Origin of the sequence: Neorhizobium sp. T25_27, assembly GCF_002968565.1 — a bacterium.
GTDB classification, from domain to species: Bacteria; Pseudomonadota; Alphaproteobacteria; order Rhizobiales; family Rhizobiaceae; genus Neorhizobium; species Neorhizobium tomejilense.
Genome location: NZ_PVBJ01000024.1, coordinates 1 through 20,360, shown reverse-complemented (window position 1 = coordinate 20,360; position 20,360 = coordinate 1). Strand labels below are relative to the sequence as shown.

Below are 20,360 nucleotides of genomic sequence, written 5' to 3'. Positions count from 1 at the left end.
GGTGGGTTGGGATGCCCCAAGGTTTTACTGGGTCGCCTTCCAATGCCTGATGGACAAATTCCAGTTGGAGCGCGAGCAACTCGCTGCTCATCTTATCCCAGTGGATGAAACGATCCAGTTCCACATGGACGAGACTTATGACTCTAAATTCGTCAATCGGATCTGGCCGGAGTATTTGCAAAACCGATCCTATAGCATGCGTTCCCGTTACGGAGATGTCCCCATTTTCGAGAATGACAAGACCACGTTGCCTCTTCAGGCCGCGGATCTTTGGGCGTGGTGGGTGCGCCAATGGTGCGACAGTGGAGAGCCTGAGCGGATAGGTAAGCACGACTTCGCGGAGTTTGTCGTCGGCCAAACAAAGAAGAGGCCTCGGGTAACGATAGATATCGCCTTTACTGAGGACGACTTTCTGTCTTCCTTGGAGCGAATGGCAAGTTCACAGACGGCGGGCCGCAATATCCTTGTACTGCCCCGCTCTATTAGTGAAGTTGATGCCGCGCGATTTTCTAGCACCGGACAAGTGGCGGTCGAGAATCGATCCTTCCGATTTGGGTTGCCTCCGGACGAGCGAGCCGGTCCTAAAGAAATCTGAACCCAGCGGTAACTTTCGTACACGCCGTCCGCCGCCGTCGAAAAAGATTGATGTTGAAACTCAACGAGAACGCGCCCGCGGCATGAACGCAGCACGAACATTGGGTGCCGCCGTTCGGGACTTTTCCGGGACTTTATGCGCTGATCTTCGTATTTTGAGCGGTTTTGTTCCGTTTCCCCCTTTCGGGGAGAACATCCAAAAGCCTGATTTTGACTGAGATTTCAAGGGGATTTAATTGGTCGGGGCGGCCGGATTTGAACCGACGACCCCTTGACCCCCAGTCAAGTGCGCTACCGGGCTGCGCTACGCCCCGACCTGCTCAATGAGCATGTTTTCCCTAGTCGCTCCGCTATCGCGGCGCAAGCTCAAAATCCTTCGATCGGAAGAAAAAGAGGATGGCCGGTATGAGAATGTGCTGGGGAACATAAAAGCCGCTCCCAAGTTTAGGCGCGGCTTTCGCGGTCAATGGAGCGGTCAGCCCCTGCGACAGGTCAGATTTCCGGGCAGCCGCGGCGGTTTGCAAACGTGATGCGATCCGGTCCGTTGCGCGTGAAGCCTTCGACGGTGACGCTTCGGCTCGTCACTCGGACGACCTGGGCGTCGCGAAAGCCTTCGTCGCGGGCTGCGGCACGCGCTTCACCAGGGCTACAGCCGCGGCGATCGTAATCGCGGTCCCGGTCGCGGATCATCGGCCGCACGCCATCTGGTCCGACGCGCAGTTGGATATCCTGTGCGGAAGCGGGAAGGGAGAAGGCGCCGATGGCGCCCAACGAAAGGGCAGCTGCAAGCCCGGCGTTCGAAATCAGTCTGATCATGGTTATCCTCCTTCTGCGCGGCGGTTTGACCACCTGGGCGCCTAATTGGTTCACGAGAGACCAACTAGAAGAGGATGACAAAGGTTCCGGTGAAGGGGAGTTTGGATGTAACCGACGTTACACATGCTCTCGACTTCGGTATTGGAAGCCGGACAAAGATTGGACGGGATATCTGGAAGCGTCTAGCGGAAACGCGGCGCGCGGCTCGCATTCATCAGCAGTTCCTGCTGGGACGCAAACGGCCCGAGAAGCTTCAGCAGGCGGGTTTCTTCTCCACGATCAAGACGATAACGCTTGGCGAATTCGGCAACGCTCCAGACTTTCTTCAAGCCTTTACTGTCGATCTCGTCGAGATTCATATGCGTGGTCATAAGTATCCCCTTTTCTTGCTTATTTGAAACTAAACTCACATGGTGAATTTTGTTCAGGACAACTCTGAGCTTCTATCGTTAATAATGTATCCTCTAACGACCCCTCACTTCTCTTGGACTTTTATACCATTCTGGCCGATGCTGAGCTCGACGCCCTTCGGCTTGGTTTCTTCGCGGTAGGCGTAAAAACCGAGGCGGATAACGGCGACAAGCAATGCGCCGATAATGAGATAGAGATTGTTGGTGCGTGTCATGCGTGCCCCCTGCATATCGTCTGACGGCGGGGAAACGCGTTAGTTCTCAAAGAGTTCCCGCGCTGCAGCGACTTTCAGTCGTCGTTTGCGGCGTTGAGGTTCTGGGGGCGGATGCCCTCGTCATGAAACTGCTGACGCAGCCTCAACCCCGGCCCCGCGCCCGCATCGTCTTGACCGGCCCCTAAGAAAAGCACGCCCTTCGACTCGAAGATCGAACGGAGCCGATCGGTGACACCAGCGTTAGCGAAGACCTGGGAGGCTTCGGCCTCTTCGATGGCGGATTTGGAAAGCCCGGATGCGGCGGCGAGTTCCTCCACCGTCATTCCTGTCATCGCGCGTGCAGCGCGGAGTTGAGAGACCGTCAGCATTCTAGAAAATCTGGAGCGCCAGGCGGCAAAGTCAAGCGGTCCTGGGCGCGGGGGATCGCCGCTGCGACCGGATGAAGCGGTGTTCCAGCGCCATGCAGCCCCAGACGATGCCGAGCAGGAGGTAGAAATGCCGCCAGTGGTCGGTGTCGATGACGTTTCCAATGATCGCATGGCCCAATATCATCACCCAGGCGATCATCAGATAGGCCTGCCACGGGCGTTCGCGCAGCATGTAGCGGAAGCCGAACCACAGCGTCGACCAGATCATGATCTGATAGGTGATCGCGCCGAGCCAGCCATAGGTGGTCAGCGTCTTCAGCCAGATATTGTGCTCGTCCTCGCCAAAGATCTTGCCAAAGGCCATAGGGCCTAGCCCGAGCGGCCGTTCCATAGCCATCAGGAAGCCGATCTTGTGACGCTCGAAGCGGCCAAGCCGGGCGCCGTCGTAGTCCTGCACCAGCTTGGCGCGGTTCGTGAACAGGTCGGAGACCTGCGGGAACTGCAGCGCGATCGCCAGGGCAAGGACAAGGAAGATCGCGGCTCCGCCGGCGATCGCCAGGATCTTGAACCGGAAGGCGGTGGTACGCTCCTTGAGGAGCATGACGATCACCAGAGCGATGCCGGCAAATATGAGAAGGCCCCAGGCGGCGCGCGAGAAGGAGAGGAAGATGCCGAGCGCCAGGACGAGGATGCCGGCGATCAGCAGCGGCGCCTTCATCAACGATCCGGTGAGCAACCGGTAGAGAAGGTAGAGGAGGGGGGCGACGAGATAGGGACCGAAGACGTTCGGATCCTGGAAGGCGCCCATGGCGCGATTGTAGCGGGTGAACACATGCGAGCCCGGAAAGGCGTTGAAATACCCCAGAACGCCGAGCAGCGAGGTGATGATCGCCGCCGCCACCCAGGCCTTGAAGATCAGGTTGAGGCGCCGGTGGTCGTTCTCGATGATCGCTGCATAGAAGACCGAACTCAGGGCCAGGAAGGTGGAGACGGCGAAATACATCGGCGCCCCGCTCATGTCCTTCATGATGAACATCGAGAACAGGCCGCTCATGTTGAACGTCAGCAGCATCACGAGAAGCGGCGCGACGGTACGCGATATCTTCAGGCCGAGCAGGAACCAGATGCCGATCTGGATCACCATGATCAGTTCGTAAGGGGCAGGCTCGGAAATGACGAAGCCGGACAGGAAGACGCCAAAGGCGATCAGGCCGGAACCGGCCAGCTTCATAGCGGCAAGGCGGCTGTCGAAACCCGTTGGGTGGCTGCCTGGCCGGCTATAGTCGAGCGTGCTCAATAGGCGTTGTCCGTGTTGAGAAGCCGGATCGGCGTCAGGAACAGGATCTTGAGATCGAAGAGCAGCGACCAGTTCTCGATATAGTCGAGGTCGTAGGCCGTGCGGGCACGGATCTTCTCGTCGCTGTCGAGTTCGCCGCGCAAGCCATTGATCTGCGCCCAGCCGGTGACGCCCGGCTTGACGCGGTGGCGGGCGAAATAGCTCTCGACCACGTCGACATATTTGCGCGTTCCCGTCTGGGCGAGCACCGCATGCGGGCGGGGGCCAACGAGCGAAAGCTGGCCGCGCAGCACGTTGAACAGCTGCGGCAGTTCGTCGATCGAGGATTTGCGCAGGAATCGGCCGACCGGGGTGACGCGCGGGTCACCCTTGGTGACGGCCTTGACTGCCGTCTGGTCGCCGAGGTCGGTGTACATCGAACGGAACTTCAGGACGTCGATGATTTCGTTGTTGAAGCCGTGGCGCTTCTGGCGGAACAGGATCGGCCCCTTCGAGGTCGCCTTCACGGCAATTGCCGCGGCCAGCATGATCGGCCAGGTAAGGAGGAGGCCGACCACCGAAAAGACGATGTCGAAGACGCGCTTGGCGACCGAGTCCCAGTCGCGGATCGGCTTGTCGAAAATGTCGAACATCGGCACGGCGCCCACATGCGAATAGGAGCGGGGGCGGAAACGCAGGCGATTGGCGTGGGCGGCAAGGCGGATATCGACCGGCAGCACCCAGAGCTTGCGAAGCAGCTGCAGGATGCGGGCCTCGGCGGTCGCCGGCAGCGCTATGATCAGCATGTCGATGCGGGCGAGGCGGGCGAATTCGATGAGTTCCGCGAAGGTCCCGAGCTTCGGATAGCCGGCAACGACGGTCGGCGAACGTTCGCTGTTGCGGTCGTCGAAAATGCCGCAGATGCGGATGTCGTTGTCGGGTTGCTGTTCGAGCTGGCGGACGAGCTGTTTCGCCGGCTCACCGCCGCCGACGATGATGGCGCGGCGTTCCATCACGCCGTTGCGACCCCAGTGACGGATGGCAAAGGCCGTGAGCTGCCGTTCGAGGAAAAGGAAAGAGGCGCCGGTGACCAACCAGGCGAAAAGGCCGGCAAGCGGATAGGGCTTGGGTTCGACCAGATAGAGGGTCGATGCGGTCAGCAGGAAACCGATCGTCCAGCCGACGAAGACCCGCTTGGCGGCGCGCGAGGCGCCGCGCAGCGACGGGATCTGATAGGTGTCGGCCACCTGCAGAAGCAGGACCGTGAGTGTCGAGCCCCAGGCGATAAGCGCGAAACGGGCGAGAAAGGCGCTAAGATCGATCGGCGCGAAAAGCGCCCCGACACCAAGTCCGATCGCGAGCATGGCCACGAGCTCGAACAGCCGGAACAGGCCGATCAGCATCGCGGGCGAATAGCTGTCGTTGCGGAACTGCTCGGCGATCTGGCGCGCAAACGGATTGAGCACCGTGGCGTTCGCCGGATCGTGCTTTTCGTCGGCTGCGCGGAGTTCCGAAACCTTCTTGCGAAGGCTTTCGACATCGAACTGCTCGGACTTGTTCGGCTGGTTCATGGACCGATCCCTTTGGTCTTCCGGGCCTGGCGGCGTTGGAAGCCCCGGCGACACTGGAAGCAATGGGAAACGCTTACCAAAAAGAGGTGAAGGAAGCCTTTAGCCGCGCCCCGGATCCGGCTTGGAACCTGTCAGGTCTTGATACAGGCCGAGCATCTCGCGGGCCATGACCGAGGCGGAAAACACCGCCTTGAAGGCTTCCGGTTTCGGCATCACCGCATCCTGCCAGCCGGGCGTCGTGACCGCTTGCGTCATGACGCGGGCGAGGTCCGCGGCGTCGCCGGGAATGGCAAGGGCTTCACTGGTGTCGCCGAGCACTTCCGGAATGCCGCCGACCCTCGAGGCGATCACCGGCTTGCCGGCCGCCAGCGCCTCGAGCACGATATAGGGCATCGCCTCCGCGCGGGAGGGGACGACGACGATCTTTGCCATGGCAAACGCGTCGCGCGCCGGCATGGCCGGCTTCATCTGGATGCGCCGGCCAAGCCCGCGCTCGGCCATCATCGCCTCGTAGCGGTCGCGATCCGGGCCATCGCCGACCATCAGGGCCGAAAGCGGATGACCGACCGCCCTTTCGGTGCGGGCGAAGGCGTCGATGAAGACGTCCGGTCCCTTGAGGTCGCGCAGCATGCCGATATAGAGGAAATGCGGTGCCGCAGGGTCGGTGGCAATCGGCTCGAACTCGGCATCCTTGATGCCGTTGTAGATCACCCGCGACACCTTGCGCGGCTTGCCGACCTTGGCCTCGTAGGTGTGCCGCTCGTAGTCGCAGACGAAGACGAGAGCGTCGCCGAAATGCTCCTGGAAACGTTCCAGCCGCAGCACGGCCTGGCCGGAAAGGCTCGACCGGCTGAAATGCAGGCTGCCGCCATGCGGCGAATAGAGGCGGGCTACGCGATACCTGTTGACCCGCAGGGCTGAGCCGATCAGCCGGGCAATGGCGCCACCCTTGGCGCCGTGCCCGTGCAAGATGTCCGGCTGCAAGCTCTTGATATGTTTGTAACTCCTGTAGATGGCCGCGAAATCGGAAGGGGCGATCGCGCGGCGCATCGGAATGCGGGTGAGGCCGAGCGAAAGCAGCGGCCTTATGCTGTCGAACAGCCGGTCCTCATGCGCTCCACCGGTCGAACTGTCGCACAGGATGCCGACTTCGTGGCCGGCGGCCCGATGCTCCTCGACGAGATCGCGCACATGGCGGAAGATCCCGCCAACGGGCGACCTGAAGCAGTGGAGTATCCGCAAGGGAGGGCTCTCCGCCATGGACCGGTCAGAACAGCCGCTCGCGGACGTAGATCGTGTCGCCGGCAAGCACCGTGGAAGAGATGACGGTGCGGCCGGTGATCACCTGGCCGTTGATCTTGCGGGTGACGTCGACATCGCGCTGGTTGCCGCGGGAAGTGAAGCCGCCGGCGATCGCGATCGCGTTCTGGGCGGTCATCCCCGGCACGTAGGAATATTGCCCGGGCCGGCCGACTTCGCCCATGACGAAGACGGGACGATAGCGGTCGATCTCGGCGGTAACGTCCGGATCGCGCAGGTAACCCTGCTTGAGGCGGGAAGCGATCGAGCCTTCCAGTGCCGGCAGCGTCTGGCCACGGGCAGCAACCTGGCCGATCAGCGGGAAGGCGATGTAACCGGCCTGGTCGACCGTATAGGTATTGGTGAGGCCGGGCTGCTCGAAGACACTGACCCGCAGCCGGTCGCCGCTATCCAGCCTGTACGGCTGCATGGCTGCCTGCTGGAAGCTTTTCGGGGCGGGCGCGTAGCTCGTGCAGCCGGCAAGCGCCGTCGCAGCGAGGGCTAACGCCAGCACCTGTTTGGCCATCACGCGTTTGAAAGGGGCGAAGGACATTTCCGCGGTCGAGGCTCCGGCTGTTCATACCATCTGTCCCCGTTATCGATCCGTTAGGGTTAATGCCCGGTAAAGAGGCCGGGAATTTGGGGATTTTCTTGGGGTACAACCGCTGTACTTGGCCATTAACCCTCGCGTTACCATGATCCTTTACTCTTCGCCGAAACCGATCAGTTGGAGCGTATCATGTCAGGCGTAAACGGTGGCAATCAGGACGTGGACATCGACCTCGGGCGGGTCATATCGGCGGTCTGGGAACGCAAGGGCAGGATATTGGGCGCGACGATCGTCGCGGCGGCGCTTGCCCTTGTCGGCACAACCCTGATGAAGCCAAGCTACAAGGGCGAGACGCGGCTGCTGATCGAATCGCGCTCGCCCAACCTGTCGGGAGGGGACGCTGCGGCACAGGCCAACGACCCGCTGCTGGACTCGCTCAACATCACCAGCCAGGCGCAGCTGCTGCAGTCGACCGATCTCATCAAGCGCGTTGCCCGCGATCTCAACCTCGCCAAGCTCAAGGAATTCGATCCCGCCGCGCAGTCCTTCCTGCCCGATCCGCTTGTCCTGATCGGCCTGAAGCAGGATCCGATGTCGCTCGACCCGGAAGACCGGGTGATCCAGGAGTTCCGCGAGAAGCTGGATGTCTATGCGGTCGAGAATTCGCGCGTCATCGCCATCGAGTTCTCCTCGCGCGATCCGAAGCTTGCCGCCGACATCCCGAACAGGATGGCGGAGGTCTATCTCCAGCTCCAGAGCGGCGCCAAGCTCGACACCCATTCCGAGACCGCCAAATGGCTGGAACCGGAAATCGCCAACCTGACCCAGAAGGTTAAGGTGGCCGAAAAGAAGGTGGCGGATTACCGCTCCTCCAACGGCCTGTTCCAGACCACCGAGACCAACAGCTTCTCGACCCAGCAGCTCAACGACATCTCGACCGAGCTTGCCCGTATCCGCGGCGAGCGCGCGAATGCCGAGGCTCGCGCCGAAAACGTCCGCACCGCTCTGAAGGCCGGTCGCGCTTCCGACACGCTGAGCGATGTCGTCGGCTCGCAGGTCATCCAGCGGCTGAAGGAGGCGGAGGCCAATCTTCAGGCACAGATCTCCGACTCCTCGACCTCGCTGCTCGAAGGCCATCCGCGGCTGAAAGGCCTGCGCGGCCAGCTTTCCGGCATCCGCCAGCAGATCGAGAGCGAGACCAAGAAAATCCTCGCGAGCCTCGAAAACGAAGCCGAGATGTCGCGCATCCGCGAGCGCCAGTTGATGGGCCAGCTCAACGGCTTGAAGGCGGATTCCGCCAAGACGGGCGAAGAGGAAGTGGGCCTGCGCGCGCTGGAACGCGAGGCCGCCGCCCAGCGCCAGCTGTTGGAAACCTATCTCGCCCGTTACCGCGAGGCGACCTCCCGCCTCGAGGGCAATTCGAGCCCGGCCGACGCGCGCGTCGTCTCGAAAGCCGTCGAACCGTCGGAACCCTATTTCCCGAAGATCATCCCGATCGTCATTGTCGTATCGCTCGCCACCTTCATTTTCGGCTGCCTGATCGTCATCGTCAGCGAGCTCTTCTCTGGCCGTGCCCTGCGTCCGTCCAGCGTTAGAGAGATCGATGACGAGATTGTGCTGGCAGTTGGCGCATCCGCGCCCGCCGCTGCGGCCGCTCCCCTGCCGGTCCACCAGATGCAGGCCGAGGCCGCCCGTTTCGATCGGCCGGAACCGGCCCGCGAAAGCGCGAAGAACGCGGCAGCGCTCGCCTATGCCAAGATCGCCGAACAGTCGCTGGCCGAAAAGGAGAGCGAAGCGGAGGAAGCCGTAGCCGTAGCGGAGGTCGATGATAGCGGCTTCACCATCGGCTCGGTCGCGCATTACCTGCAGCGCCACGATGTGCCTGTCGCGATCGCCATTTCACCGGGCGGTGACGAGGGTTCGACAGCGACCGTCTTGCTCGCCCGCGAGATTGCCGAGAGCGGCCGCACCGTCGTGCTGGTCGACATGACCGGTTCCGCCGCCCCGACGCAGATGATGGTGGAAAATCCGAAACTGCCCGGCATTACCGACCTTCTCTGCGGCGAAACCGCCTTCGGCGATGCGATTCATCCGGATCGGCTTTCCGACGCGCACATCATTCCGCATGGCGCTTCCGATCCGGCCCGTGCCATGCGCGGCGTGGATCGCCTGTCGATGGTCATCGATGCGCTGGCGGATGCCTATGACCTGGTGCTGATCGAATGCGGCCCGGCCGAGATCGCCGGCATTTCGCGCCTGACCCGCAACGCCATGGCGGAGATCGTCCTGTCGGTGCCGGGCTTCAAGGATGAGGAAGTCGCCGAGCTGGTGACGGATTTCGAAGCGGCCGGTTACAGCAACCTGCTGGTCATGGCCCAGACCGCCGACCGGCATTCGCCACGTCCCGGGAAACGCCGCGCCGCCTGACTATTCGGCGGACGGTTCCGCGTCGGAGGCGGCAGCTTCCGACGCCTTTGGGCACCGGCGGGACCGCCAGCGTTGCACCATCGCATAGAGATGCGGGCTGCGCTTGACCGCCGCCTTCGCCTTGGTCACGCCGATCAGGAACGGCCGCATCACCGAACCCTTCCAGGTCAGCGGCAGCAACATATCGTGCTGCACCGTTTCCTGGGTGCACCAATTGCGCTTGTAGGGCTGGTCGCCGACGCCGAAATCGAACACCGACGCGCCTTCCCGGCAGGACTGCTCGATCATCAGCCAGAACAGCAACTCGCCGGGGCTCGCCTCGGGGCAGATCGTCTCGTCAATCGAGCTGAACTGGCAGATGACATGATCGCCCTTGCGTGACAGGCCGGCAATCGCTGCGATATGCCCCTCGTGCTCGCCGCGCAGCCGGATGGCATGCAGCATCAGCGGCGTATCGGTTCCCCTGGCCGGGACATCCATGAGGTGGTGGAAGAAATCCTGGATGCCGGGCAGATGGAAGACGTCCGGAAGACCAAACAGTCTCAGACGCTCGCCTTTCTGGCGGAAGAAGATATCGAGCAGGGCGTGTTTTTCGGCGGGGTCCGTCGGGATGAAATGGTCATAACCGCCGATCGCCTCGATCTTGCGGCTCTGCGAGCGGAACTTCTTGCGACGGCTTTTCGCGTTGAGCTGCGCCAGCGTCGCCTCGAAATTCTGAAAGAGCGGCAACTGGAAGGAATGGTTCTGGTTTTCGATCGAAGCAAACGCGGACAGCGGATGTCGCATGCCCCGCCAGACGAGCGGGATATTGTCGAGAACGACCAGATCCGCCTTGTCGGAGAGGGCGAGTCTCAGGCCATAGGCGAAATTCTGCAATTCTTCCGCATCGGGTGCGGCGAGTTCGGCATCGAAGAGGCCGGTATTGACGTTGTTGAACCGGTGGCCGAGCAGGCGGGCGATCCGGGCGCGGCGTTCCGACACGATTTCGAGCGGCAGGATGAAAAGCGTGCGGCCATCGACAACGCCCTGGATGATCGCAAGTTCGCTGCAATGCGCTTGAACCCAGGCGAGACACCAGTCGAAACCCTGATGCAGGGAGTTCTTGGCAAGCCCTTCGAGCCGCCGCCACTCGGTCTCGACGGATCCGAGATCGTCGGTCAAAACGAGCGATAGCTCCGCGAGCCGGACGGCCTTCTGACCCTTCGGCGCGTCGAGCACGTCCTCGACCTGATCTTCGTGGTGGATCTTCCGCTGCATGGCTTTGCCCGCTGATGCCGTTTGGCCGGCAACATAGGGGGGAGGGCACCAAAATTCGGTTTACCGGCGGCTCCACGCCCCGCAAAACCGCTGTCGCTGGTTAACCGATGGTAAAGCCGGCTATCCCTTGGGCTTCGGTCCCGCCATCCATTTGATGATCAGCATGGCCGGCAGGATCCAGAGGAGGCCGCTGATCAGGAAGTAGAGGAAATGCACCCACCACGGCGAAGTGGCGAGCAGCAGCGTCGCGAAGGTCGTCGCGGCAAGCGCATAGAAGATCACCAGAACGATGATCAGGATGGTGCCGATGAAACTTCTCAAACGCGGGACCAAAACGTCTTCTCCTATCCGCGACCGCATGCCGCAAAGCGCCGGGGCTTGTTTTGCATGGGTTGATGGGGCAAAGCAACGCGAAATGCTTGATGGATGCTTGGCCATATGCCGCGTCCTTTTGGCTTGAGCGACAGGAGCATACCCATGTCGGCAACCGATGCTGTGATCATCGATGTCCTGAACCATACCAAGCGCCGCGAGCGCGACCGCAAGGCCGTGCGTATCTGGCTCGGCGTCGTCGTTTTCACGCTGTTCTGTCTGGTCCTGGTCGGCGGCGCGACGCGGCTTACCGACTCCGGCCTGTCGATCACCGAATGGAAGCCGATCCACGGCGTCATCCCGCCGCTGTCGGCCGAAGAGTGGGACGAGGAATTCCGCCTCTACCAGCGCATTCCGCAATATCAGGAAATCAACAAGGACATGACGGTCGACCAGTTCAAGTCGATCTTCTGGTGGGAATGGGCGCACCGGTTCCTCGCCCGCTCGATCGGCCTGGTCTTTGCCCTGCCGCTTATGTTCTTCTGGCTCACCGGTCGCATCGAAAAGCGCCTGCGGGGACCGCTGGTCGGCCTTCTCGCGCTCGGCGGTTTCCAGGGGTTCATCGGCTGGTGGATGGTATCTTCCGGCCTCACCAAACTGGTCAGCGTCTCGCAATACCGGCTCGCGACACACCTCGTCATCGCCTGTCTGATCTTCGCCGCCTGCATCTGGATCATGCGCGGGCTGGCGCCGCATAGCCGCGACCTTCCACCGACGGCAAGATCCAAATGGGCAGCCGGCGGGATCGCTTTCCTGGTCCTCTTCCAGATCTATCTCGGAGCGCTGGTGGCGGGGCTGGATGCCGGCCTTTCCTACAACACCTGGCCGCTGATGGACGGCGCCCTGGTTCCGGGCGATCTCTTCGTCCAGCAGCCCTGGTGGATCAATCTGTTCGAGAACCCGAAGACGGTGCAGTTCGTGCACCGCTGCGGCGCCTATGTTCTGTGGGCCGCCACTCTCGTGCACATGATCGTCTCTCTCCGGCTGGCTCCCGGCTCGACCCATGCCCGCCGCTCCGTCCTGCTGTTCGGGCTGGTGACGCTACAGGCCGTCATCGGCATCTCGACGCTTGTCATGCAGGTGCCGCTCGATCTGGCGCTGACGCACCAGGCGGCCGCCCTGATCGTGCTCGGCTTCGCGATCGCCCACTGGCGCGCCTTCGTCGGCGAATATCCGCCGGAGACGGCGATCGTCACGCAGAGCTGATCTGCTCGTACATTGACAAATATCCGCGAGAGGCGGGCGGATCGATTTCCGTCCGCCTTTTGCTGCGAAAAATCTGCAGCCCGATGTCGGCCACTGTGCCCGTCGCCCGTCCTTGAGACATGGTTCAAATGGCTTCGGCCACAGGAGAGGGTAGGGTTATGGCAAAGACAATCGCAATTCTCGTCGCAAGGCTGATCTTCGGCGGCTTGTTCGTCATGGCGACGACGTTCAAGTTTCTCGACATGCAGGCGACGGCCGTCTTCATCTCCGGGGCCGGATTTCCGTTTCCGCTGTTTCTCGCCTGGATCGCTGCGATCTTCGAGGTGGGGCTGGCTCTCGCATTCCTGACCGGCGCCTTCTTCTCCGAAGCGGCGGTGCTTGCCGGTGTCTATGTCATCTTCCTGGCCTTCGCTTTCCATGGCCCGGGCTTGTGGGAAGCCAACCAGGCGGAGTTCGGCTTCTTCGTCGACCACTTCACGTTCCTCGCCGGGCTGCTGTTCGCCGCCGTGCACGGCCCGGGCGAGAAGCTCGCCGTCAATCTGGGTTTGAAGCGGACGTTCGCTTAAGCCTGCTGCAGCAGGCCACGGATCGCGGCGGCGACGGCAAGCTCGTCATCGCGGTCTTTCGCATTGCCGTCCTCTTCATGCCAGGCGGCCGACAAGCAGCCATAGGCGAAGGCGTATTGCAGGATGGTGCGAACGTCGCGGCCAAGCGTTTCGGCGAAGATGGCGGCCATGGAGGCAATGCGTTCTTCATCGCGGGTGAGGTCGAAGCGGTCGAGCGGATTGGAAAACATGTTGGCGACGTCCAGCGCCGCATCGCCGATCAATCCAGCCGGATCGATGATCAGCCAGCCGCGCGGGCCGAGCATGATGTTCTCGTGGTGCAGGTCGGCATGCAGTGGCTTGATGTCCCGCTGATCGGCGATCAGCCTTTCCGCCAATTCCGCCGCCTCGATGAACGGGTTGGCAACACCGTCGCGGCGGTCTGCCTCGGCCTTCTCGAACAGGCTTTTGAAATAGCGGGAAAGCGGCATCAGGCTTGCCGGCGGAGCCATGTCGGACGGCCGGTGATACTCCACGAGGACTTCGGCGGCGATCCGGGTGGCTTCCGCGTCGCCATGGGTTTCCATATGATCGCGCAGCGTCACCTTGCCTGCGTGTTCCATCAGCAGGAGATCGTCCGAACGCGCGATCAGCCGAACGCAGCCGACGCCATCCCGCCAGGCCATGAAATCGGCCCCGCGAAGACTGTCTTCCAATGCCTTCGGTTTCAGGATCTTGACGATATCGATCTCGCCGCCGGCGCGCGTCACTTCAAGGACGGTGCCGACGACGGTATCGGCGATCTGTCTGGCGGTTTCGATCCGCCATTCACCAGGAAAGGAAAAAGGAAGGGGAATGCCTCCGGTCATAAGGCCGAAAGCATCAGGTCCATGTTCTGGACGGCCGCACCCGAGGCACCCTTGCCGAGGTTGTCAAGCAAGGCCACCAGGTTGACATAGGCGCCGCCCGGCGTGCCGAACACGAAGAGCTTCATCGTGTCGGTATCGACCAGCTCTTCCGCATCGACGCGGGCAAGCGCCTTGCTCTCGTCGAGCGGCACGACGGTGACGATGTCCTGGCCTGCATAATGCTCGACCAGCACCTTGTGGATGCTCTCCATCGTCACGCCTTCCTTGAGATCTTCGAGGAAGAGCGGCACCTGGACGATCATGCCCTGCGCGAAGCGGCCGACCGACGGCGAGAAGATCGGCGCACGGTCGAGCTGGGCGTGGATCTTCATCTCCGGCACGTGCTTGTGCTTGAGGTTCAGGCCGTAGAGGAAGTTGTTGGCCGAGATGGCGTCTTCCCTGGCCTGGTCTTCCATCTGCGCGATCATCTGCTTGCCGCCGCCGGTATAACCGGAGACCGCATTGACCGTGACCGGATAACCGTCGGGCAGGATGCCGGCGGCGCGCAACGGCCGGATGAGGGCGATCGCGCCGGTCGGGTAGCAACCCGGATTGGCGACATGCCGGGAGGCCTTAATCTTGTCCGCCTGCGTCTTGTCCATTTCCGCAAAGCCATAGGCCCAGGAGGGATCGACGCGGAAGGCGGTCGAGGTGTCGATCACCCGCACCTTGTTGTTGCCGGCGAGCATGGTCACGGCTTCCCGCGAGGCATCGTCCGGCAGGCAGAGGATGGCGACGTCGGCGCTGTTCAGGAGATCCTCGCGCATGGCGGCGTTGCGCCGTTCCGCTTCCGGGATCGACAGCAACTCGACGTCGCGGCGGCCGGCCATGCGGGTGCGGATCTGCAGTCCCGTGGTGCCGTGTTCGCCATCGATGAAGATTTTCGCTGTCATGGTCTTATCCTGTTAGATCAGTGCCTTGGATTGGATGCCGGATTCAGTTTACCAGCAAGTTGATTCAGAAATTTAACGCGGCCGCGCGGCGTTCCGCACGAAGCCCGAGCATATACATCGCAACCGTCGCCCCCGCAATGGCGGTGATATCCGCATGGTCATAGGCCGGCGCCACCTCGACGACATCGGCGCCGCGGATATCGAGGCTCCCAAGCTGGCGCAGCACCGAGAGGACCTTGGCGCTAGAAGGCCCGCCGGCGACCGGCGTGCCGGTTCCGGGCGCGAATGCCGGGTCGAGGCAGTCGATGTCGAAGGTGAGGTAGGTCGGCGTTTCCCCGACGTGATCGAGGATAACCCTGGCGATCTCGGCTGCCGTCATCTCCTCGACCTCATGGCCATAGAGGAGGCGGATCCCGAAATCTTCCGGCGCGTGGGTGCGGATGCCGACCTGAATCGATCGGGCAGGATCGATGAGGCCGGCCCGCACCGCCCGCGCCACGAAGGAGCCGTGGTCGATGCGTCCCTCGTCATCGAGCCACGTGTCCTGATGCGCGTCGAACTGCACCAGCGCCATCGGTCCGTGTTTGGCGGCATGCGCCTTGAGCAGCGGCCATGTGACATAATGGTCGCCGCCGAGCGTCAGCAAAAACGCGCCGCTGTCGAGGATGACGTTCGCCTGGGCCTCGATCGCAGCCGGGGTCTTCTGGTGGTTGCCGTAGTCGAGCAGGCAGTCGCCGTAATCGACGACGGCCATCTCGGCGAAAAGGTCGCGCTGGAACGGATATTGCGGATCGTTGTCGAAGATCGCCGATGCCCGGCGGATCGCCTGCGGTCCGAACCGTGCGCCCGGCCGGTTGGAGGTCGCGGCATCAAAGGGGACGCCCCAGACGACCGTATCGACACCCGCCAGATCCTTGGTGAAGCGGCGGCGCATGAACGACAGCGCGCCGGCAAACGTCGGGTCCGACGCGGCCGAGGTCAGGCTTTTTGCAGTGAAGGCATGGTCGATCGACTTTTCTGCCATGGCGTCCCTCCATCGTTAAGGTGGCGGGACGTTGAACAATAAGGGCCGACAAGGCAAGCCTGAACGAAACAAATGCCTCCCGTTCAGGAAGCCTTGGCTTCGAACACCGGCGGAAAGTCTCCCAGCGCCTTGGCCTCGCTGATGCGCGCGCCGATATCCTCCTCGATGATCGATTCCAGCTGCGCAAAGCTGTCGATGACATAGTAGATCGGCTGGACGATATCGATGCGGTAGGGGGTCCTGAGCACCGTCATCAGATCGAAGGGCCGGAATTCGGCCTCGCGGCCTTCCATGGCGGCCCGCGTCTCGTTGGGAGAGGAGACGATGCCGGCGCCGAAGCAGCGGCGCCCCTGCGGCGTGTCGATCAGGCCGAACTCGACGGTAAACCAGAATATCCGGAACAGGTGCCAGGAGTATTCCTTGCCAAGTCCGACGGCTTTTTCGCCGAAGCGGCGAACGAAATTGGCATAACTCTGGTTGGTGAGGAGCGGGCAGTGGCCGAAGACCTCATGGAAGATATCCGGTTCCTCGATATAGTCGATGTGCTCGCGGCGGCGGATGAAGGTCGCCAGCGGAAACTTGCCCTGCGACAGCAACTCGTAGAAGCGCGATGGCGGAATGAGGGCGGGCACACCCTCCACGCCGAATCCGGTGGTCTCGTTGAGGCGCCGGTCGACATCGCGAAGCTGCGGAACCTTGTCCGCCTTCAATCCGAGTGCCTGAACGCCGTCCAGATATTCCCGGCAGGCCTTGTCGGCCAACAGCCTCATCTGGCGTCCGTAGAGTTCGCTCCAGATCAGATCTTCTTCGCGTGTGTAGTGATAGATGCCGTCTGCATCCGGCAGGTTTGCCGTGTAGGTGCTTCGCTTGGTCATCAGCGCCTCCCGTTTCCGTGATGGAATGGCCAGGTGCTCCAGCCGCCGGCCGTCAGATCACCACTATATCTCCGAAAATGCGGGTAATCATTTCAGCTTTGCCGAATTGAGCGTAAATAATGGGAGGATATTTCGGGAGGAGAGGCCATCATGAAAGAAAACCTGCAGGCGGCCCGCAAGCTTCTGCAACTCGTGCAGACGGGCGATGGTTCGTCGCTTGCTGAACTGGCGGAGAAGGCCGGCATGTCGCAAAGCACCGCATGGCGCAAGATCCAGGAACTGGAGGCCGAGGGCGTCATCCGAAAGCGGGTAGCACTTCTCGATCCAGCAAAGCTCGACCTCAAGCTCTGCATCGTCGCCCATGTGACGCTGGAGGACCATCACGAGGAGGCGATCGAAGCCTTTGCCACGGTCGTGCGCGACCGGCCGGAGATCATGGAGTGTTATGCGCTGTCGGGGACCTTCGACTACATGCTGAAGATCCGGGCGCGCGATGTCGAAGCCTATGAGGCTTTCATGACCCGCCACCTGATGCGCAATCCGCATGTGCGCAACGTGGTCTCCAGCTTTGTCCTGCGCGAACTGAAATCGACCACCGAGCTGCCGATATAAGAAAGCCCATAAAACGAAAAGGCGGAGCCGAAGCCCCGCCTTTTGCAAGTCTGAAACCCGAAGCGATTAACGCTTGGAGAACTGGAAGGAGCGGCGGGCCTTGGCCTTACCGTACTTCTTACGCTCGACCACGCGGCTGTCGCGGGTCAGGAAGCCACCCTTCTTGAGCACGCCGCGAAGGCCCGGCTCGAAGTAGGTGAGTGCCTTGGAGACGCCGTGACGAACGGCGCCGGCCTGGCCGGAGAGACCACCACCGGCGACGGTCGCGACGATGTCGAACTGGCCGGTGCGGGCAGCGGCGATAACCGGCTGCTGCAGGATCATCTGCAGGACGGGACGGGCGAAGTAGGTCGAGAAGTCACGGCCGTTGACCGTGATCTTGCCGGTGCCGGCCTTGATCCAGACGCGGGCGACGGCGTTCTTGCGCTTGCCGGTCGCGTAGGAGCGGCCGAGGCTGTCGACCTTGCGGACATAGACCGGAGCGGCAGCTTCGGAAGCCGGCGCGAGGTCCTTCAGGGAGGAAAGATCGGCCATTATCAGGCGCTCCTTACGTTCTTGCTGTTCAGCGATGCCACGTCGAGGGCGACCGGCTGCTGTGCTTCATGGGGATGGTTGGAACCGGCGTAGACGCGCAGGTTCTTCATCTGGCGACGGCCGAGCGGACCACGGGGAACCATGCGCTCGACAGCCTTCTCGATGACGCGCTCCGGAAAGCGGCCTTCGATGATCTGGCGCGCGGTGCGCTCCTTGATGCCACCCGGGTAACCGGTGTGCCAGTAATAGGTCTTGTCGGAATACTTCTTGCCGGTGAGGACGCACTTTTCCGCATTGATGATGATGACGTTGTCGCCATCATCGACGTGCGGAGTGAAGGTGGCCTTGTGCTTGCCGCGGAGCCGGTTGGCAACGATGGTGGCGAGACGACCGACAACGAGGCCTTCGGCATCGATGATCACCCACTTCTTCACCACCTCTGCAGGCTTCTGAACGAAGGTTGACATGTTTTTAACTCTTTCTTCTAGGACCCATGACATCCGAAACCTTCGAATGCAGGGCGTTTCTTGTTGCTTGGATTGCCTTGGCCGAGGCCGGCAAAAAGAAAGCGGGCCGAGACGGTCCGCGTTCTGGGGCGGCTTATACCGAGGGAGGCCAAAAGCGTCAAGGTGACGGTTTTCGCGGATCGAAAAATAGATCCAGCAAAATCAATGGGTTATACATGTGGTTTCATGATACCACAATTTTCTGGGCAAAAATGCGACGCCGTCAATGCCAAGTCGTTGGCTCGGCCCCGCCGCGGCTGCCAAACCAGCCGTTCGGCCGCTATCCGCTTGGCTCTCATGATGGGAAAGAAAACCCATCTTATATGCGTGAGCCGGAATTCCGGCGCCCGGCAAACCGGGCTCGGGAACGGCTGTCGGAAGCCCGAAAATCTGCCGGAATGGCAGGGGTGAGTTACGCCGCCCATCGCGCTTGTTGCTCATTCGAGCTAAATCCAGAGTTGTGAAGATGGAAGGACGGAGGGTGGGGCTCCCATTGGCGAAATCCATACTTTTTTATGCTTTCAGGTCGATTTTGCCGCGGCGATAGCTGTCACCTGCTCACATTTCAATGGGATGCATGAAGGAAAAGAAAACCTGACAAATGTTCAGAGAACCAAGTTTGCCTCGGCAAAATCTAGTAGCAGTTTCTAATTCAACCATAAGATGGTGCTAATATGTGCAGGTACAAAGGAGGAATGTAGTCCGAACGTTCAGGGAACCTCGGCGTTCGGGCATTCTCGATTTTTTCACTCAAGAAGCTGCCTAGAATCTCAGGCAGCCGGCCTGGAGAGGAAAACAATCTTCTGGATCGGGTCTTCTTTTGCACGCCCGAACCGGACAACTCGGCGTGTCGGCCGTCGGCACGGTCACCCGGTCGGCGAATTCATGGCCGTCGCAGTAACCGCTGTCGATGACATAGCGGTCGTAGAGCGTCATCCGCGCCTTGTTGCGGGACGGGTAACGCAGGATCACCGCGCCCTCCCGCCCGATCGCCCGCTGTACGGCAGCGCAGGACATGCCGGTGGAATTGTAACGCGATATCGCGGCGGCCGGCTCAGCCGAGAGGAGGGTGCCGCAGGTAATGATCGCAAGGCAGCCGAGAAATTTTTTCATGATCCTCATCCCTTTTGACGAGACGCGGACTTACATAGCGCAGAGGCACTGCGCCGCCAGAGGCGCACTATTGCAGGAGCCGCCGTCATGAACCATGACCATTACGACAATGCCTATATCGCCGATATCCTGAAGAGCACCAGGACGATTGCGCTCCTCGGCGCATCGCCAAATCCCGACAGGCCAAGCAACCGGGTCATGGGTTTTCTGCTTTCCAAAGGCTATACGGTATTCCCGGTCAATCCCGGCCAGGCCGGCAAACAGATCCTCGGCCAGACGGTCTACAGGACACTTTCGGACGTGCCGCAGCCGGTCGACATGGTCGACGTTTTCCGGGCCGCTGAATATCTGGACGGCGTGGTCGACGAGGCAATCGGGCTCGAAACCAGGCCGAAGGTGATCTGGGGCCAGCTGAGCGTGCGCGACGACAAGGCCGCCGAAAAGGCGGAAGCGGCCGGCATCAAGGTCGTCATGGATCGCTGCCCGGCGATCGAATATCCCCGCCTCGTTGCCTGAGACGACCGTCTAAGCGAGCTACTTGGCGAGCAGTTCCGGCCGGTTGCGCATGTCGTCGAGCAGTTCGGCATTGCCGCAATAGCTTGCGAAGTCGGCGGCGGCGCTGCCGTCCGTGAGTTCGCGCCGACAGCGGGTCTTCTCGCCGCAGTGGACGCAGGTGATGTGCATGTAGCGGAATTCGGCCGGCTCCTCCAGCCTAGCTTCTTCCGGATCGATGTTGAGCAGCTTCATCAGCGCCAGCATTTCGTCGGCCGCATGCGGGCCTTTGGCGATCAGTTCGCGCAGTTCCTGCTCCGACAAAGCGTTGTCCTGCGCCAGCAGCTTGACGGTTTCGTCGTCGAGGCGGGCGAGAAGCTTGGCTTCGTTGATCGCCGCCCATGTGACGGAACACCAGCGCTTCAGCCTGCCGGTGAGATTTTCCGGGGTGGGGTCAAGGGTGGGAATTGTGTTGTCCATTGCAAACTCCTCTCTAT

24 protein-coding genes and 1 tRNA gene are annotated in these 20,360 nt (G+C 61.6%); 6 read left to right on the top strand and 19 right to left on the bottom strand.

Translation table 11 applies throughout. The annotated features are described in order from the left end of the window. Positions 1-595: DUF3800 domain-containing protein (locus C5J24_RS31190; protein ID WP_245446886.1), on the top strand; the 595-nt coding region annotated here is incomplete at its 5' end. A 236-nt stretch (positions 596-831) separates the two neighbouring features. On the opposite strand, the gene C5J24_RS31185 is transcribed toward C5J24_RS31190, so the two are convergent. The 9 genes from C5J24_RS31185 to C5J24_RS31150 all read right to left on the bottom strand — a co-directional run bounded on the left by C5J24_RS31185 (position 832) and on the right by C5J24_RS31150 (position 7,075). Then, a tRNA-Pro gene (locus C5J24_RS31185) sits at positions 832-908 on the bottom strand. A 178-nt stretch (positions 909-1,086) separates the two neighbouring features. Next, positions 1,087-1,410, bottom strand: a complete 324-nt coding sequence (locus tag C5J24_RS31180) for a hypothetical protein (RefSeq protein WP_105423604.1) — start codon at positions 1,408-1,410, stop codon at positions 1,087-1,089. Positions 1,411-1,592: 182 nt separating this feature from the next. After that, positions 1,593-1,781, bottom strand: coding sequence for a hypothetical protein (locus C5J24_RS31175; RefSeq protein ID WP_105402980.1), 189 nt, complete (start codon positions 1,779-1,781; stop codon positions 1,593-1,595). Between the two features lie 104 nt (positions 1,782-1,885). Then, positions 1,886-2,035 (bottom strand): hypothetical protein, encoded by a 150-nt coding sequence (locus C5J24_RS32170; protein ID WP_172724203.1) that lies wholly within the window; start codon positions 2,033-2,035, stop codon positions 1,886-1,888. A 74-nt stretch (positions 2,036-2,109) separates the two neighbouring features. Beyond that, entirely contained in the window at positions 2,110-2,403 is a 294-nt protein-coding gene (locus tag C5J24_RS31170; protein ID WP_172724202.1) for a helix-turn-helix transcriptional regulator, read from the bottom strand. A gap of 31 nt (positions 2,404-2,434) precedes the next feature. Then, complete coding sequence (locus C5J24_RS31165; RefSeq protein WP_105423600.1) at positions 2,435-3,700, bottom strand: O-antigen ligase; 1,266 nt, start codon at positions 3,698-3,700, stop codon at positions 2,435-2,437. Next, positions 3,697-5,250, bottom strand: coding sequence for an undecaprenyl-phosphate glucose phosphotransferase (locus tag C5J24_RS31160; protein WP_105423598.1), 1,554 nt, complete (start codon positions 5,248-5,250; stop codon positions 3,697-3,699). The genes C5J24_RS31165 and C5J24_RS31160 overlap by 4 nt, the downstream gene beginning before the upstream one ends. 99 nt (positions 5,251-5,349) lie before the next feature. Further along, positions 5,350-6,510: a glycosyltransferase family 4 protein gene (locus tag C5J24_RS31155; RefSeq protein WP_105423596.1), complete on the bottom strand. Its 1,161-nt coding sequence runs from the start codon at positions 6,508-6,510 to the stop codon at positions 5,350-5,352. Positions 6,511-6,517: 7 nt separating this feature from the next. Then, positions 6,518-7,075 (bottom strand): polysaccharide biosynthesis/export family protein, encoded by a 558-nt coding sequence (locus C5J24_RS31150; protein ID WP_172717254.1) that lies wholly within the window; start codon positions 7,073-7,075, stop codon positions 6,518-6,520. Between the two features lie 213 nt (positions 7,076-7,288). Here C5J24_RS31150 and C5J24_RS31145 point away from each other — a divergent pair, with 213 nt between their 5' ends. Further along, positions 7,289-9,526: an exopolysaccharide transport family protein gene (locus C5J24_RS31145; protein WP_105423594.1), complete on the top strand. Its 2,238-nt coding sequence runs from the start codon at positions 7,289-7,291 to the stop codon at positions 9,524-9,526. Here the strand turns inward: C5J24_RS31145 and C5J24_RS31140 are convergent, their stop codons facing one another. Beyond that, positions 9,527-10,783 carry a GNAT family N-acetyltransferase gene (locus C5J24_RS31140; protein WP_105423592.1) on the bottom strand — a complete coding sequence of 419 codons (1,257 nt, stop codon included), beginning with the start codon at positions 10,781-10,783 and terminating at the stop codon, positions 9,527-9,529. Between the two features lie 120 nt (positions 10,784-10,903). Beyond that, positions 10,904-11,116, bottom strand: coding sequence for a DUF2842 domain-containing protein (locus C5J24_RS31135; protein WP_046667802.1), 213 nt, complete (start codon positions 11,114-11,116; stop codon positions 10,904-10,906). A 144-nt stretch (positions 11,117-11,260) separates the two neighbouring features. Here C5J24_RS31135 and C5J24_RS31130 point away from each other — a divergent pair, with 144 nt between their 5' ends. Beyond that, positions 11,261-12,361 (top strand): COX15/CtaA family protein, encoded by a 1,101-nt coding sequence (locus C5J24_RS31130; protein ID WP_105423590.1) that lies wholly within the window; start codon positions 11,261-11,263, stop codon positions 12,359-12,361. Between the two features lie 158 nt (positions 12,362-12,519). Continuing rightward, positions 12,520-12,927, top strand: coding sequence for a DoxX family protein (locus C5J24_RS31125; RefSeq protein WP_105423588.1), 408 nt, complete (start codon positions 12,520-12,522; stop codon positions 12,925-12,927). Here C5J24_RS31125 and C5J24_RS31120 read toward each other — a convergent pair. The 4 genes from C5J24_RS31120 to C5J24_RS31105 form a co-directional block, all read right to left on the bottom strand. Beyond that, positions 12,924-13,775, bottom strand: coding sequence for an aminoglycoside phosphotransferase family protein (locus C5J24_RS31120; RefSeq protein WP_105423586.1), 852 nt, complete (start codon positions 13,773-13,775; stop codon positions 12,924-12,926). The genes C5J24_RS31125 and C5J24_RS31120 overlap by 4 nt on opposite strands. After that, the gene (argC, locus tag C5J24_RS31115) at positions 13,772-14,707 is read right to left on the bottom strand and encodes an N-acetyl-gamma-glutamyl-phosphate reductase (RefSeq protein WP_105423584.1); all 936 of its coding nucleotides are present in this window, start codon (positions 14,705-14,707) and stop codon (positions 13,772-13,774) included. The genes C5J24_RS31120 and argC overlap by 4 nt, the downstream gene beginning before the upstream one ends. Positions 14,708-14,771: 64 nt before the next feature. Then, complete coding sequence (gene speB / locus C5J24_RS31110) at positions 14,772-15,731, bottom strand: agmatinase (RefSeq protein WP_105423582.1); 960 nt, start codon at positions 15,729-15,731, stop codon at positions 14,772-14,774. A gap of 83 nt (positions 15,732-15,814) precedes the next feature. After that, positions 15,815-16,606, bottom strand: a complete 792-nt coding sequence (locus C5J24_RS31105) for a phenylalanine 4-monooxygenase (protein ID WP_105423580.1) — start codon at positions 16,604-16,606, stop codon at positions 15,815-15,817. Between the two features lie 150 nt (positions 16,607-16,756). Here C5J24_RS31105 and C5J24_RS31100 point away from each other — a divergent pair, with 150 nt between their 5' ends. Next, complete coding sequence (locus C5J24_RS31100) at positions 16,757-17,218, top strand: Lrp/AsnC family transcriptional regulator (protein ID WP_038541909.1); 462 nt, start codon at positions 16,757-16,759, stop codon at positions 17,216-17,218. 66 nt (positions 17,219-17,284) lie between these two features. On the opposite strand, the gene rpsI is transcribed toward C5J24_RS31100, so the two are convergent. The 3 genes from rpsI to C5J24_RS31085 all read right to left on the bottom strand — a co-directional run bounded on the left by rpsI (position 17,285) and on the right by C5J24_RS31085 (position 19,371). Beyond that, a complete protein-coding gene (gene rpsI, locus C5J24_RS31095) occupies positions 17,285-17,752 on the bottom strand; it encodes a 30S ribosomal protein S9 (protein WP_046667795.1) in 468 nt (155 codons plus the stop codon). 2 nt (positions 17,753-17,754) lie between these two features. Beyond that, positions 17,755-18,219 carry a 50S ribosomal protein L13 gene (gene rplM, locus C5J24_RS31090; protein ID WP_037080613.1) on the bottom strand — a complete coding sequence of 155 codons (465 nt, stop codon included), beginning with the start codon at positions 18,217-18,219 and terminating at the stop codon, positions 17,755-17,757. 801 nt (positions 18,220-19,020) lie between these two features. Beyond that, positions 19,021-19,371, bottom strand: coding sequence for a hypothetical protein (locus C5J24_RS31085; protein ID WP_105423578.1), 351 nt, complete (start codon positions 19,369-19,371; stop codon positions 19,021-19,023). Between the two features lie 87 nt (positions 19,372-19,458). Here C5J24_RS31085 and C5J24_RS31080 point away from each other — a divergent pair, with 87 nt between their 5' ends. Further along, the gene (locus C5J24_RS31080) at positions 19,459-19,887 is read left to right on the top strand and encodes a CoA-binding protein (RefSeq protein WP_105423576.1); all 429 of its coding nucleotides are present in this window, start codon (positions 19,459-19,461) and stop codon (positions 19,885-19,887) included. An 18-nt stretch (positions 19,888-19,905) separates the two neighbouring features. On the opposite strand, the gene C5J24_RS31075 is transcribed toward C5J24_RS31080, so the two are convergent. Beyond that, positions 19,906-20,343 carry a DUF6455 family protein gene (locus C5J24_RS31075; protein WP_105423574.1) on the bottom strand — a complete coding sequence of 146 codons (438 nt, stop codon included), beginning with the start codon at positions 20,341-20,343 and terminating at the stop codon, positions 19,906-19,908. Between the last annotated feature and the right edge of the window lie 17 nt (positions 20,344-20,360).